We start from the raw sequence: 14,278 nt of genomic DNA on the forward strand, positions 1-14,278 counted from the left end.
CCCTTCGCAATCATGCTGAAGGGGTCACGTCCTGGGCGCAAGCCTGGATTACAGACGGGGTTCGACGCGCTCGCTGCGACCCCGGGGTTCGCGGCGCTCGACTGGGGTTGCCGGGGTCCGTGGGGTCATCGGCGATTCCGGTTGCGGATCATCCGTCGGCCCTTCGCCGACGACCGGCGCGGGACGTGGATGGGAGCGGCGGTACAGCCAGCGACAGAGGACGAAGATCAGGTAGAGCACCACGCCGATGGTGCCGGCAGCCGCCAGGTTGGCCACCGCCGACCAGGCACTGTTGCCCACCTTGAACACCAAGTCCAGCACCGTCACGGCGATGGCCGGGGCATAGAGGCCATGCTCGGCGTCCACCAGGGCCGGCGTCACCAGCAGCACGGCCACCACCAGCCGGATGGGTTCGCGCAGCCAGCGCCAGAGCCAGCCGGTGGCCTTGAAAGACACCACCAACAACAGCAGCGCGGCGATGGCGTAGACGGCCCAGGCGATCAGGTACTCTTGCTCGGTCATTGCGATCCATGGCGATAGCGGAAAGGAGAAGCCTATGATAGCGGTTTTGCCCCGCCCGCGTGTCTTTGCGCGGCGCCCAAGGAGCCCGCATGACCCAAGCCCCCATTGCCCGCCGCGCCCCTGGCGACGATCCCTACGTCTGGCTGGAAAACCGTGACGCCCCCGAGGTGCTGGCGCACCTGGAGGCCGAGAACGCCTACCTGGAAGCCCAACTGGCACCCGAGGCCGCCCTGCGCGAGCAGCTATTCGAGGAGATCCGCGCGCGCATTCGCGAGACGGATCTATCTCTGCCCGTCCCCCGCGGCGACTATCTCTACTATCAGCGTACCCAGGCCGGTGACGAATACGGCCGCAACTATCGCTGCCGCCGCCCGGCCAATGGCGACCTGACGCCCGATCCCGTGACCGAGGAATTGCTGTTCGACGGCAACGCCATCGCCGACGGCGGCTTTCTCTCCGTGGGCCGCTTCACCATCAGCCCTGACCAGACCCGCCTTGCCTACAGCCTCGATCAGGTGGGCGATGAGACCTACCGGCTCTATGTGAAGGAGCTGGCCACCGGCCTGGTGACCGAACTGCCCTTCGAGGAATGCGACGGCAGCCTGACCTGGGCCAACGACAGCCGTACCCTGTTCTTTGGCGAGCGCGACGAATCCCATCGTCCGCACAAGCTCTATCGCTATCACCTGGGCGATGCCGAGCCGCAACTGGTCTTTCACGAGACCGATGGGCGCTTCTTTCTCGGCTGCTATCGTTCGAGCTCAGAGCGCAAGCTGCTGTTGCTGTCCCACAGCAAGACCACCAGCGAAGCCTGGGTGCTGGACGCGGACCGGCCGGACGAGGCCTTCGTCTGCCTGGCCCCACGCGAGGAAGGTCACGAGTACTTTCCCGATCATGGCGTCGATGGCTGGTACATCCGCAGCAACCAGGACGGCATCAACTTCGCCCTCTACCAGGCCGCCGAGAGCAGTCCCACCCGCGCGCACTGGCAACTGCTGGTGCCCCACGACCCCGAGGTGATGCTGGAGGATGCCAGCCTCGGCGCCCACGCCCTGGTGCTCAGCCTGCGTACCGCCGGACTGCCGATACTGGAGGTGCGCCCCTATGGGCAGGCGCCCTATCGCGTCGACCTGCCGGACGAGGTCTACAGCCTGGATGCCATGGACGTGCTGGAATTCGCCAGTCCGGTCATGCGCCTGCGCTACGAGGCGCTCAATCGCCCCGCCGAGATCCGCGAACTGGATCTGGCCAGTGGCACCCAGCGGGTGCTCAAGCAGGTCCCGGTGGAAGGCCCGTTCGACGCCGACGCCTACGAGAGCCGCCGCCTGTGGGCCACCGCCGCCGATGGCACCCGCATCCCCGTCAGCCTGGTCGGTCGTCGCGACCTGCCGCAGAGCGCGCCGCTCTATCTCTACGGCTACGGCGCCTATGGCCACAGCCTCGATCCCTGGTTCTCCCACGCCCGCCTGAGTCTGCTGGATCGCGGCGTGCGCTTCGCCATCGCCCATGTCCGCGGCGGCGGCGAACTGGGTGAAGCCTGGTATCGCAGCGGCAAGCTGGAACACAAGCAGAACACCTTCGACGACTTCATCGCCTGCACCGAGCATCTGCTGGAACAGGGCCTGACGACCCCGCAACAGGTGGTCATCAGCGGTGGCAGCGCCGGGGGCCTGCTGATCGGCGCGGTCGTCAACCAGCGGCCCGAACTCTATGCCGCCGCCATCGCCGAGGTGCCCTTCGTCGATGTGCTCAACACCATGCTCAAGCCGGATCTGCCGCTGACCGTGACCGAGTACGACGAATGGGGCGATCCGAACGAGCCGGAAGTGCGCGTACGCATCGCCGGGTACGCGCCCTATGAAAACGTGAAGGCCCAGGCCTATCCGGCCATCCTGGCGGTGGCGGGCTATCACGACACCCGGGTGCAGTACTGGGAAGCCGCCAAGTGGGTGGCGCGGCTGCGCGAGCGGCGGACCGATCAGGCGCCCCTGCTCCTGCTCAAGACCGAATTCGGCGCCGGCCACGGCGGCATGAGCGGGCGTTACCAGGCCTTGCGCGACGTGGCCCTGGAATACGCCTTCGTCTTCCGGGTACTGGGCCTGACCGGCTAGGGAACGGCGGGGGCTCTGGGCAGGTCTTTTCCACAGCTAAAGGAGAATCTGCCATGCACCTAGATGCCCCCACTCCCCCTCTCGCTCCTCCGCCTCGCGACGCCGCTGCCATCAAGGGCGTCGAACGCCTGGCCTCCGTGGCCGGCGGTGGTCTGCTGATCAGCCGCGGCCTGGCGCGTGGCGGTCTGCTCGGCCTGCTGACCGGCGCCACCGGTGCCTGGCTGCTGAAACGTGGCTTGCGCGGACACTGCTCGATCAAGAGTACCCTGACCAAGGTGCGTTTCGAACGCGACGTCCGCCGTTCGCTGGCCTGGCATTCGGCGGCCTCCCAGACCCGCCGGGTCGTCATCGCCCGCCCTCGCGATGAGCTCTATCGCTTCTGGCGCGACTTCTCCAACCTGCCGATCTTCATGCGCCATATCGAACGCGTGGACGTGCTCAACGACCGCTACTCCCACTGGGTGGTCAAGGCACCCATGGGGCGTTTCGAATGGGACGCCGAAGTCACCGACGACATTCCCGGCCAGTTGATCGGCTGGCGCTCGTGCGGTTACGCCGGCCTGAACAACCTGGGCTGGGTCAGCTTCGCCGACGTGCCCGACGGTACCGAGGTGACGGCGGTCATGGCCTACGAGCCGCCAGCCGGTCGCCTCGGCCATCTGTTCGCCCGGCTGCTGCGCCGCGACCCTGGCACCCGCATCGCCCAGGACCTGGCCGAGCTAAAGATCCTGCTGGAACGTGCCCATGCGGTCGGCGATCGCTACGGCGCCGTCGAGCGCACCTCGCACATGGAGTCGCCGCTGGGTTGACCTCCGGCTGTGCCGCGGCGTCTCGCTCGGGACGCCGCCACCCTCCTCCCGAGCCGTTGAGCCGCTACTGGCTTATCTCCTAACGACCCCAAATCCCGCTTTGCGACACTTGGGTAACAACCGGCGTGTCGCCGCTTGCGACGCCTGGAAAACCGATGTTAGCTTTCGAACAACGGAGCGCTTAATGACAGCTCGATAACATCGCAGGCTATCTGGTGTGACCAAGCCACTTTTCTTCCAAGCCCTCGAAGGCGCCTTCGCCGACCTCACCCCCACGGGCAAACGCGTCGCCGGCTACCTGTTGGCCAATCCGGAGAAGTTGCCCTTCGAGACCGCCGACAGCATTGCCCAGCGCACCAACACCACCGGCATCTCCGTGGGTCGGCTGCTGCGCTCGCTGGGCTATCGCAACCTCGACGACGTCAAGCAGAGCCTGAGAGACGAAGGCCTGGAAGCCTGGCGCATCACCGACCGCTTCAGTGCCTTTCGCCAGCAGAGCGGACGCAGCGATGCACTGGACCGTTCCCTGGCCGCCGAGCTCGCCGCCATCGAGGACGTCTACCAGCTGGCCCGCGGCCCGGTGTTCGAGCAGGTGGTCCAGCAGCTGACCGGCGCGGACGCCGTCTTCATCGCCGGCATCCAGACCACCCGCGGGGTGCTCGGCAGTTTTCACAGCCTGCTGGAGTACATCCGGCCCAAGGCTTTCTACGTCGACGGCCTGTCGGGCACCTACGCCGACATCTTCAACAGCGGCTTCGCCCGTCCCTACCTGGTGGTGGCCGACTTCCGCGCCTATTCCAGCGTGACCCGCAAGCTCTGCGAAGCCGCACGTGATGCTCAGCTGCCCATGGCGCTGATCACCGACTACCACTGCCCCTGGGCCCGAGATTACCCCGCCGACCTGCTGCAGCTGCGCCTGGATGTCGACCAGTTCTGGGATTCCCTGGCCCCGCTGGCCTGCCTGCTCAACCTACTGGTGTCAGCGGTGGCGGATCGCTCGGGTGATGCCCTGGAACAACGGCTGGCCAGCAACCGCGCCCTGCAGCAGCGCTTCGGACAATTCGAATGAGCCCTGGCCCTCTTCTTCACCCCAAGGAAGCACCCCGTACCGTGAACCATCCAGAACTCGTCGAGATCGACGCCCACCACTACGGCGTGGACATTCACCTGATCTATGCGACCGCCGACAACCTGGCCGGCAAGGTGCTCTACCAGGACGCCCACTGCCTGCTGCACCGGGATGCCGCCGCCCGCCTGCACCGCGCCAGCGCGCTGGCGCAACAGGCCGGTCTGCGTCTGCAGGTGCTGGATGCCTACCGCCCGCCCTATGCCCAGCAACTGCTGTGGCGGGTGCTGCCCGATGCCCAGTACGTGAGCGATCCGGCGCAGGGTTCGCACCACAGCCGCGGCGTGGCCGTGGACGTGACCCTGCTCGACGAGACCGGTGAAGCCCTGGACATGGGTACCGGCTTCGATGACATGCGCGAGCTGTCGCACCTGTTCAATCCGGCGCTGCCCGCCGCCGCCCAGCGCAACCGCCTGCTGTTGCTCGGCATCATGCAGAGCGCCGGCTTCACCTTCATCCCCAGCGAGTGGTGGCACTTCGAACTGCCCGACGCCCGCCGTTATGCGCTGATCGACTACCACCATCTCAGCCCGGAGGAGCTCGCCGCCCTGCTGAACTGACCCTGCCGGCGACCGGGTCATTCGAATCCGGCGCCGCGAGCCCCTCGCTCGACCGCCTTGCCCACTGCCGAAACACCCATAAACCCAAACAATCCGAGGTACCGGCATGTTCTCGTCTTCGCGCACCTGCGTTTCATCGGCGTCCCGCGTGCTCGCCCTGGTTTCCCTGCTGGGCCTCGGCGCCTGGCAACCGGCCAGTGCCGCCACCGCGACCGACACCCTGGTCATCGGCAAGCCTGCGGATCTGCAGACCGTCGACCCGGGTGTGACCTTCGACAACAACGACTGGACCGTGACCTACCCGGCCTACCAGCGCCTGATGCGCTACAAGGTGGAAGACGGCAAGGGCAGCACCGACGTCGAGGGCGACCTGGCCAGCGGCTGGACCGTCTCCCCCGACAACCTGGTGTGGACCTTTACCCTCAAGCCCGGCAACAAATTCGACGATGGCAGCGAGGTCACCGCCGAGGCGGTCAAGTTCTCGGTCGAGCGCCTGATGAAGCTCAAGCAGGGCCCGTCCAGCATCTTCCCGGCGGACATGACGGTGACCGTGGTGGATCCGCAGACGATCAGATTCACCCTGCAGAAGCCCTTCGCGCCCTTCCTCTTCGCCCTGGCCCACGACGGCGCCAGCGTGATCAACCCCAAGGTGGCCAGCACCCACGGCAAGGACGTGGACGCCTGGCTGGCCGGCCATACCGCCGGCTCCGGCGCCTATCGCCTGGCCGCCTGGCAGAAGGGCCAGTCGCTGACCCTGGAGCCCAACCCGCATTACGCCGGCAAGGCACCCACGCTCAAGCAGGTGGTGATCCGCATCATCGCCGAGCCTTCGGTACGCCGCCTGCAACTGGAACAGGGCGATCTGGACATCATCGAGGACCTGCCCGAAGACCAGGTCAAGGCCCTGGCGCAGAAGTCCGGTTTCGTCACCACCGCCTACCCCTCGCTGCGGGTGACCTACCTCTACCTCAACAACAGGCGCGCGCCCATGAACGATGTGAATGCGCGCAAGGCGGTGGTCGATTCCCTCGACTACCAGGGCATCGTCGAAGGCATCGCCATGGGCAAGGCCAAGCTCATGAACGGCCCGATCCCGGACGGCATGTGGGGGCATGACCCGAGTCTGCCAATGCCCAGGCAGGACCTGGAAGCGGCCCAGGCCGCCCTGGGCAAGGCGCCCAAGGTGCGGGAGCTGCAATTCCTCTACTCGGACAAGGACCCTGCCTGGGAGCCCATCGGCCTGACCCTGCAGGCCGGCCTGAGCACCCTCGGCGTCAACCTGAAGATGGAGAAGCTGGCCAACGCCACCTTCCGCGAACGCCTGGGCAAAGGCGATTTCGACGTCGCCATCGGCAATTGGAGTCCGGACTTCGCCGATCCCTACATGTTCATGAACTTCTGGTTCGACAGCACCAATGCGGGGCTGGCGGGCAACCGCGCCTTCTACAGCAATCCCAAGGTGGACCAGCTGCTGCGCGACGCCGCCAGCGTCAGCGATGTGGCTCAGCGCAAGGCGCTGTACCAGGAAGCCCAGAAGAGCGTGGTGGGCGACGCCGCCTACGCCTACCTCTACCAGAAGGCCTACACGGTGCCGATGCGCGCCGCGGTGAAGGGGTACGTGTTCAACCCCATGCTCGAGCAGGTCTTCGATTTCGCTGCGATGTCCAAGTAAGGGCGACGGGTGCCGGCGCGTTCCGGCACCCGCCTCGCGAGGTATGCCATGGCCTTCTTCCATCTGCTGCGCAAGCAGCTGACCGATATCCTCATCGTGGTGATCGGGGTGTCCCTGATCACCTTCGTCATCTCCCACCTGATCCCGGGCGATCCGGCGCGGCTGATCGCCGGCGAGCGTGCCAGTGACGAAATCGTCGCCGGTATTCGTCAGCAGCTGGGTCTGGACCTGCCGCTCCACCAGCAATACTTCCGCTACATGGGGGACCTGCTGCAGGGCGATCTGGGCCAGTCGATCCGCACCCATCGGCCGGTGCTGGAAGACCTGCAGCTGTTCTTTCCGGCCACCCTGGAGCTGGCCCTGGCGGCGCTGCTGCTGTCGATCCTGATCGGTGTGCCGCTGGGCGTGCTCTCGGCGGTCTACAACAATCGCTGGATCGATCACATCAGCCGTACCCTGGCGGTGGCCGGCATCTCCACCCCGGCCTTCTGGCTGGGCCTGGGGCTGATCGTGCTGTTCTACGGCCACCTCGGCTGGCTGCCCGGCGGCGGACGCCTGGACCAGGGGCTGACGCCACCGCCCACGGTGACCGGTTTCTATCTGATCGACACCCTGCTGGCGGGCGATCTCACCGGCTTCGTCAGCGCGGTCAGGCACCTGCTGCTGCCGGCGGTGACCCTGGCCTTCGTCAACCTGGGCGTCATCACCCGGCAGATCCGTGGCGCCATGCTCGAACAGCTGGGCGAGGACTATATCCGTACCGCCCGCGCCTATGGCCTGTCGCAGACCACCGTGGTGCTGCGCCACGCGCTGCCCAATGCCCTGATTCCCTCCATCACGGTAATCGGCCTGGCCCTGGGCGACCTGCTCTATGGCGCGGTGCTCACCGAGACCGTATTCGCCTGGCCGGGCATGGGCGCCTACGTGGTCAAGTCGATCCAGGCGCTGGATTTCCCGGCGGTCATGGGCTTCGCCATCGTGGTGTCCTTCATCTACGTCCTGCTCAACCGCTTCATCGACCTGCTCTACCGGCTGGTCGATCCCCGCATCGGCAAGGTGAACTAGCATGACGACCCTGACCGCCTCGCGCCCCGGCTGGCGCGAGCAGACCGCCTGGCTGGCCTGGCGCATCCGCCGCAATCCGCTGATGCTCACGGGGCTGGTGATCACCCTGCTGGTGCTGCTGTGCATGGTCGCCGCGCCCTGGCTCGCGCCCTATCAGCCCAACGCGCTGAAACTCACCGCCCGCCTGCAGCCACCCAGTGCCCTGCACTGGTTCGGCACCGACGAGGTAGGTCGCGACCTGCTCAGCCGGGCGATCTACGGCAGCCGCCAGTCGGTGGGCGTCGGCCTGTTCGTGGCCTTTGCCGCCTGCGCCATCGGCGGGCTGCTCGGCTGCCTGTCGGGCATCGTCGGCGGCGCCTTCGATCGCCTGATGATGCGCCTGATGGACATCATCCTCTCGGTGCCTTCGCTGGTGCTGATCATGGCCCTGGCCGCCGCCCTCGGGCCGAGCCTGTTCAACGCCATGCTGGCCATCACCCTGGTGCGCATCCCCTTCTATGTGCGCCTGGCGCGCGGCCAGACCCTGAGCATCCGCCAGCTGGCCTACGTCCAGGCCGCACGCACCTTCGGCGCCGGCAAGTGGCACCTGGTGCACTGGCACGTGGCGCGCAACGCCCTGCCGCCGCTGCTGGTGCAATTCAGCCTGGACATCGGCAACGCCATCCTCATGGCCTCGGCGCTGGGCTTCATCGGCCTGGGTGCCCAGCCGCCCACCGCGGAATGGGGCGTGATGGTCGCCAGCGGCCGCAACTTCATCCTCGACCAGTGGTGGTACTCGACCTTCCCGGGCCTGGCGATCCTGGTCACCGCCATCGGTTTCAACCTGCTGGGCGATGGCATCCGCGATCTGCTCGATCCTCGCCAAAAGGGCAAATGACATGGGCCAGCCCGTTCTGCACATCGACCAGTTGAATCTGGAATTTCCCGGCTTTCGCAGCAGCGCCAAGGCGCTTAACGGCGTCAGCCTGAGTGTGGCCCCCGGCGAGATCGTCGGCGTGGTGGGCGAGTCCGGCTCGGGCAAGTCGGTCACCGCCATGCTCACCCTTGGCCTGTTGCCCCCCGGCAGCTACCGGGTCACCGGCGGCAGCGTCAACCTGGTGGGCCACGACATGCTCGCCTTGAGCGAGCGCCAGCTGATGGAAGTTCGCGGCCGCGAGGCGGCGATGATCTTCCAGGAGCCGATGACCGCGCTCAATCCGACGCGACGCATCGGTCGCCAGCTGCTGGACGTGATCCGTCGCCATACCGCGCTGGATGCCGCCCAGGCCCGCGCCAGGGCGATCGAGTTGCTCAAGGACATGCACATCGCCGATCCCGAGCAGATCCTCGAACGCTATCCCTTCGAACTGTCCGGCGGCATGCGCCAGCGCATCATGATCGCCCTGGCCTTCTCCTGCGATCCGCAGCTGCTGATCGCCGATGAGCCGACCACCGCGCTGGACGTCACGGTGCAGCGCCAGGTGCTGCTCCTGCTGCGCGAGAAGGCGCGGGCGCGGGGCACCGCCATCCTGCTGATCACCCACGACATGGCGCTGGTCTCGCAATTCTGCGACCGCGTCTATGTGATGTACGCCGGCGGCATCGTCGAACAGGGAGCCACCGCGGCGGTCATGCAGGCCCCCCGGCATCCCTATACCCAAGGCCTACTGGCCTGCCTGCCGGAAAAGGCGGTGCCGGGCAGCGATCTGGCCAGCATCCCCGGACAGGTGCCCAACCTGGCCCAGCTGCCTGGTGGCTGCAGCTTCAAGGAGCGTTGCAGCCGGCGCCATGAGCGCTGCGAGACACGCCCCGCGCTGCTGCCGACGGACACCCCCGATCACCTGAGCGCCTGCTGGCTGCAGGCGGAGGACACCCCGGCATGAACACCCTTTCTCCGCCCGCCGTACCCTTGCTGGAGCTCAAGGGCATCGAGGTTCGCTATCCGGTGGGCCGCGACTGGCTCGGGCGCAACAAGGGCCAGGCCCATGCCCTCAACGGCATCGACCTGCGGCTCTTTCCCGGCGAAACGCTGGGCGTGCTCGGTGAATCCGGCTGCGGCAAGAGCACCCTGGCCCAGGTCCTGATGGGGCTGGTGGCGCCGGTGAGCGGCACCCTCGCCGGCGCCGCCCGTGGCGAACGCAACATCCAGATCGTCTTCCAGGACCCGCAGTCCTCGCTGGACCCGCGCCTGCCGGTATGGAAGCTGATCACCGAACCGCTGGTGGTGCGGGGTCGCAGCTCCTCTGCCGAATTGCGCGCCCTGGCCGAGCGCCTGGCGCTGCAGGTCGGTATCCGTCCCGAATACCTGGATCGCTACCCGCACCAGTTCTCCGGCGGTCAGCGCCAGCGCATCGCCATCGCCCGGGCGCTGTCGTCGGATCCGGACGTCATCATCCTCGACGAACCCACCTCGGCGCTGGACATCTCGGTGCAGGCACAAATCCTCAACCTGCTGGCCCAGCTGCAGCACGAGCGCGGCCTGACCTTCGTGCTGATCTCCCACAACGTCTCGGTGGTGCGCCACCTGGCCGACCGGGTAGCGGTGATGTACCTGGGGCAGATCGTCGAACTGGGGGCGGCGGCTGAGGTGCTGGAACACCCGAGTCATCCCTATACCCAGCTCTTGCTGGAGGCGGTGCCGCGCCTGGATCAGTCGCTCACCGGCAATGCCGCCGCGCAGCGTACCGAGTTGCCGGGCAACCGGGTGCTGCCGAGCGGCTGCTTCTTTCGGGATCGCTGTCCCCAGGCGGGTACCGGTTGCGAGCACCCTCAGGCGCTGTTGCCAGGCAGGTTGGCGGAGGTCCGCTGCCATCGGGCGGCGGGTCTTACGACGCCGCTACGGAACAGCCCGGCGGTGGTCTGAGGCCGGGATCAGCCCGCGCGAAAGATCAGATAGTCTTCCCAGTCGTCTTCAGCGACCTGGGTCTCGCTGAGCATGCGGCCGGACTGGGAGATGCCGGCCTTGTGCACCGCCTCGGGGTCGTCGCAGATCAGCGGGTGCCATTCCGGCAGGTCCTTGCCTTCGGCCACCAGGCGATAGCCGCAGGTGGGCGGCAGCCAGGCGAACTGGTCGGCCTGGGCGGGAGTGAGCTGGATGCAGTCGGGGACGAAGCGGGTGCGCTCGGCGTAGCGGCTGCACTGGCAGGTCTTGAGATCCAGCAGCTTGCAGGCGATGCGCGTGTAGTAGACGGCGCCGTCGTCCTCGTCTTCGAGTTTCTGCAGGCAGCACAGGCCACAGCCGTCGCACAGCGACTCCCACTCCTGGGCATCGAGCTGGTCGAGGGTCTTGCGCTTCCAGAACGGCTGGGTGATGGCGGCCATGGCGGGGATCGTGGCAAAGAGAGGGGGCGCGCAGTCTAGTGCCGCACGCCGCGAGCGCCAAGCACCGTTCGCGCCCTTGTCGACTCCGCCCGGCCGAATTACCGTGCCGGATTCCCTTTCCTCCGTGGTGAAGCCATGACCAGCACCAGCCGTACTCCGCAATACCCCGTCGACGCGCAATTCGTGCAGCGCTGGTCGCCGCGCGCCTTCGAACCGGTCGCCATCGAGGAAGAGACGCTGCTCGGCTTCATCGAGGCCGCGCGCTGGGCGCCCTCCGCCTTCAATGCCCAGCCCTGGCGCTTTCTCTATGCACGGCGTGGCGATGCCCACTGGGAGCTGTTCCTGAGTCTGCTGGCCGAATTCAATCGTGGCTGGGCGCAACACGCCTCGGCCCTGGTGATCATCCTGTCGAAGACCACCCTGCTGCGCGCCAGCAGCGGTGAGGAGGTCCCCTTCCCCAGCCACAGTTTCGATGCAGGTGCGGCCTGGGCCTACCTCGCGCTGCAGGCGACCAATGCCGGCTGGCACGCCCACGGCATGGCCGGGATCGACCGCGAAGGCATCCAGCGCGAACTCAAGGTGCCGGCGGCGTTCAAGGTCGAGCTGGCGGTGGCCATTGGCAAGCTGGGCGACAAGGCCAGCCTGCCGGAGTCCCTGCAGGGGCGCGAGCTGCCCAGCCCACGCCTGACCGTCGAGGAGCTGGCGGTGGCCGGCCCCTATACCTTCGGCTGAGCGGCAAGCTCGACGGCGCCGCGCAGGGGCTGCCCCTGTCGCAGGCGCTGGAGATTGTCGAGGAACAACCGGACGGCCGCCGCCGGTGGCGTGGGTCCGGCGACATGGGCGGTGAGGTGCAGATTGGGCGTCTGCCAGAAGGGATGCTCGATCGGCAGCGGCTCCTGACGGAACACGTCCAGCACCGCGCCAGCCAGGTGGCCGCTTTCCAGCCCGGCGATCAGATCGGCATCCACCACGCTGGTGCCGCGTCCGGCATTGATGAACAAGGCGCCAGCAGGCACGGCGGCGAAGAAGGCCGCGTCGTAGAGATCGCGGGTGCTGGCGCTGTCCGGCAGCAGATTGACCACGAAATCGGCCTCCCGCGCCGCCTGGTGCAGCTCTGAGAGCGGCACCACCCGCGCAAAGCCAGGCAGGGTCCGCGCACTGCGGGCGACGCCGGTGAGGCTCATGCCGAACGGCGCGAACAGGCGGGCGATGTCCTGGCCGATGTCCCCTGCCCCGACCAGCAACAGGCGCCGTCCGGCGAGGGTGCCTGGCGCCCGGGTATCCCAGCGTCCTTCCCGCTGACTGAGCTGACGCGTCGCCACCTGGCGCTCATGCTGCAGCAGATAGGTCAGGACGTATTCGCCGATGCTCTGACCGAACAGACCCACCGCCCGGCTGAAGCGATAGTCGCATGGCAGCTCCGCGGCCAGCAGCGGCGCATAGCCGGCCCAGGTGGATTGCAGCCAGAGCGGCTTTACGCCCTGGCGCAGCAGGGCCGCAGCGCGATCGGGTTGGCCGAGCCAGTAGCACGGTTGCTGCGCCAAACCCACGGCCGCGGCCGGGTCCGCCGGTACCTGCAGGTCCAGCTCCGGCGCCAGCTGGCGCCAGGCATCGACATAGCCGGCCGGCGCGTCTTCCAGCAGCAGGACGGCGGTCATAGCGGATCGTTGAGACGCAGCAGTTCTTCGGGCAGGTGCTCGATGTAGTCGTCGCGCTCCAACTCCGGCGGCGGCATCTGCAGGTGGTAGCCCTGCTTGGCGATGTTCTCGAGGACCTTGGCGACATCTTCTCGCGCCAGCTTGCGCTCGGGGGTCAGCACGAATTCGAAGGCCAGTGCCGGCGGGCCGAAGGCCGTGAGCAGGCCTTCGGGGACAGGTGTCAGGCCCTTGAGCTTGTCGACGTAGAGGTACATTTCCGGCTTGCGCGGGCTTCGGTAGATGGAGCACAGCAATTTCATGGGGTGTCTTCCAGGGGCGCCGGCGGGGTGCGCTGCGCCTGCAGGTGATCGAGAAGGGCCTGGCCGAAGCGCTCGCGACGCCAGCCCCGCAGGTTATCGGGCAACTGATAGTCGCCATCGGGCCAGCCGGTGCGCAGCAGGGCTTCGAGCACCTTCTTGCGCAGCATCAGTTCCGGCGCCATGCCCAGAGCCTCGGCGTCCCGTTCGCCGATGGCGCGCAGGGCCTTGAGCAGCGGCGACGCCTCATGGGGCAAGGGCTCGGACTGCAGCGCCGGCCATTGCTCTGCCGGGGTGGCCGCGCCTTCGGCGATCAGCGCCAGCAGGGTATCGCCATCCTGGCGCACGGTACGCGGATGCATGTCGTCGATGCGCGCCAGGGCCTGCTTGTCGGTGGGCTGGAAACGCGCCAGCGGCCACAGCGAGCGTTCACGCAGGACATGGTTGCGCGGCTGGTCGCGCTCGCGGGCCTGGACCTCGCGCCAGTGGCAGAGCACCCGCAGCACCGCCAGTTGCTGACGCGACAGGCGCCAGGCCAGCTTGACATCGCGATAGGCTTCCCAGGGATCGCTGACGCGGCGCAGATTGGCCACCAGCTCGGCGCCATCCTCCAGCAACCAGGCCCGCCGCTGGTCATCCAGCCGCGCATCGAGATAGAGGTAGACGTCGACCAGATAGGTCACGTCGGCCGCCGCATAACGCTCCTGCAGGGGCGTCAGGGGGCGTTGCAGCCAGTCGGAGCGGGTCTCGTCCTTGGGTATGTCGATCTTGAGCACTTCGGCGACCAGCCGCGAATACCCCATGGAATGCGCCAGGCCCAGATAGGCCGCCGCCAGTTGGGTGTCGTACAGCGGCTGGGGCAGGCTGCCGGTCAGGCGCAACAGCACTTCCAGGTCTTCGCTGCAGGCGTGCAGCACCTTGACCACGGCCGGGTCCTCCAGCAGCGCGGCGAAGGGTGTCCAGTCGCCGATACACAGGGGATCGACCAGGTAAGCCTGTTCGCCGTCGCCGATCTGGATCAGGCCGGCCTTGGGATAGAAGGTGTCGACCCGCATGAATTCGGTGTCGAGGGCGATGAAGGGCAAGGTCTGGCAGCGCGCGCAGAGGGCGGCCAGCGCCGCGTCGTCGCGGATCCAGTGAGGGGCAGAAGTCAAGGGCG

15 protein-coding genes are annotated in these 14,278 nt (G+C 67.3%); 10 read left to right on the forward strand and 5 right to left on the reverse strand.

What is annotated here, in order from left to right; genetic code table 11:
* Positions 1–48 precede the first annotated feature (48 nt).
* A complete protein-coding gene (locus PSK12I2_RS0100735; protein ID WP_027596906.1) occupies positions 49–522 on the reverse strand; it encodes a hypothetical protein in 474 nt (157 codons plus the stop codon).
* Between the two features lie 89 nt (positions 523–611).
* Here PSK12I2_RS0100735 and PSK12I2_RS0100740 point away from each other — a divergent pair, with 89 nt between their 5' ends.
* The 9 genes from PSK12I2_RS0100740 to PSK12I2_RS0100780 all read left to right on the forward strand — a co-directional run bounded on the left by PSK12I2_RS0100740 (position 612) and on the right by PSK12I2_RS0100780 (position 10,707).
* The gene (locus PSK12I2_RS0100740; protein WP_027596907.1) at positions 612–2,633 is read left to right on the forward strand and encodes a S9 family peptidase; all 2,022 of its coding nucleotides are present in this window, start codon (positions 612–614) and stop codon (positions 2,631–2,633) included.
* Between the two features lie 53 nt (positions 2,634–2,686).
* Positions 2,687–3,442: an SRPBCC family protein gene (locus PSK12I2_RS0100745; protein ID WP_027596908.1), complete on the forward strand. Its 756-nt coding sequence runs from the start codon at positions 2,687–2,689 to the stop codon at positions 3,440–3,442.
* Between the two features lie 217 nt (positions 3,443–3,659).
* On the forward strand, positions 3,660–4,511 hold the full coding sequence (locus PSK12I2_RS0100750) for a MurR/RpiR family transcriptional regulator (protein ID WP_027596909.1): 852 nt from the start codon (positions 3,660–3,662) through the stop codon (positions 4,509–4,511).
* Between the two features lie 41 nt (positions 4,512–4,552).
* A complete protein-coding gene (ddpX, locus tag PSK12I2_RS0100755) occupies positions 4,553–5,128 on the forward strand; it encodes a D-alanyl-D-alanine dipeptidase (protein ID WP_027596910.1) in 576 nt (191 codons plus the stop codon).
* Between the two features lie 106 nt (positions 5,129–5,234).
* Entirely contained in the window at positions 5,235–6,800 is a 1,566-nt protein-coding gene (locus PSK12I2_RS0100760) for an ABC transporter substrate-binding protein (RefSeq protein ID WP_027596911.1), read from the forward strand.
* A gap of 48 nt (positions 6,801–6,848) precedes the next feature.
* Positions 6,849–7,865, forward strand: a complete 1,017-nt coding sequence (locus PSK12I2_RS0100765) for an ABC transporter permease (RefSeq protein WP_027596912.1) — start codon at positions 6,849–6,851, stop codon at positions 7,863–7,865.
* A 1-nt stretch (position 7,866) separates the two neighbouring features.
* The gene (gene ddpC / locus PSK12I2_RS0100770) at positions 7,867–8,742 is read left to right on the forward strand and encodes a D,D-dipeptide ABC transporter permease (protein ID WP_027596913.1); all 876 of its coding nucleotides are present in this window, start codon (positions 7,867–7,869) and stop codon (positions 8,740–8,742) included.
* 1 nt (position 8,743) lies between these two features.
* Positions 8,744–9,727 (forward strand): ABC transporter ATP-binding protein, encoded by a 984-nt coding sequence (locus PSK12I2_RS0100775; RefSeq protein WP_027596914.1) that lies wholly within the window; start codon positions 8,744–8,746, stop codon positions 9,725–9,727.
* Entirely contained in the window at positions 9,724–10,707 is a 984-nt protein-coding gene (locus tag PSK12I2_RS0100780; protein WP_027596915.1) for an oligopeptide/dipeptide ABC transporter ATP-binding protein, read from the forward strand. Before PSK12I2_RS0100775 ends, PSK12I2_RS0100780 begins: the two co-directional genes overlap by 4 nt.
* Positions 10,708–10,715: 8 nt before the next feature.
* Here PSK12I2_RS0100780 and PSK12I2_RS0100785 read toward each other — a convergent pair whose 3' ends face one another.
* Entirely contained in the window at positions 10,716–11,165 is a 450-nt protein-coding gene (locus PSK12I2_RS0100785; protein WP_007159211.1) for a YcgN family cysteine cluster protein, read from the reverse strand.
* Positions 11,166–11,300: 135 nt separating this feature from the next.
* Here PSK12I2_RS0100785 and PSK12I2_RS0100790 point away from each other — a divergent pair, with 135 nt between their 5' ends.
* The gene (locus PSK12I2_RS0100790) at positions 11,301–11,897 is read left to right on the forward strand and encodes a nitroreductase family protein (RefSeq protein WP_027596916.1); all 597 of its coding nucleotides are present in this window, start codon (positions 11,301–11,303) and stop codon (positions 11,895–11,897) included.
* On the opposite strand, the gene PSK12I2_RS0100795 is transcribed toward PSK12I2_RS0100790, so the two are convergent.
* From PSK12I2_RS0100795 to rnd, 3 genes are read right to left on the reverse strand one after another with little or no spacing between them, the layout of a single operon-like run.
* Complete coding sequence (locus tag PSK12I2_RS0100795) at positions 11,882–12,823, reverse strand: D-2-hydroxyacid dehydrogenase (RefSeq protein WP_027596917.1); 942 nt, start codon at positions 12,821–12,823, stop codon at positions 11,882–11,884. The genes PSK12I2_RS0100790 and PSK12I2_RS0100795 overlap by 16 nt on opposite strands.
* Positions 12,820–13,122, reverse strand: a complete 303-nt coding sequence (locus PSK12I2_RS0100800; protein WP_027596918.1) for a YcgL domain-containing protein — start codon at positions 13,120–13,122, stop codon at positions 12,820–12,822. Before PSK12I2_RS0100800 ends, PSK12I2_RS0100795 begins: the two co-directional genes overlap by 4 nt.
* Positions 13,119–14,273 (reverse strand): ribonuclease D, encoded by a 1,155-nt coding sequence (gene rnd / locus PSK12I2_RS0100805; RefSeq protein WP_027596919.1) that lies wholly within the window; start codon positions 14,271–14,273, stop codon positions 13,119–13,121. The genes PSK12I2_RS0100800 and rnd overlap by 4 nt, the downstream gene beginning before the upstream one ends.
* Positions 14,274–14,278: the final 5 nt, after the last annotated feature.

The sequence above is a fragment of the Pseudomonas sp. MOIL14HWK12:I2 genome, assembly GCF_000510745.1.
Lineage (GTDB): Bacteria > Pseudomonadota > Gammaproteobacteria > Pseudomonadales > Pseudomonadaceae > Chryseomonas > Chryseomonas oryzihabitans.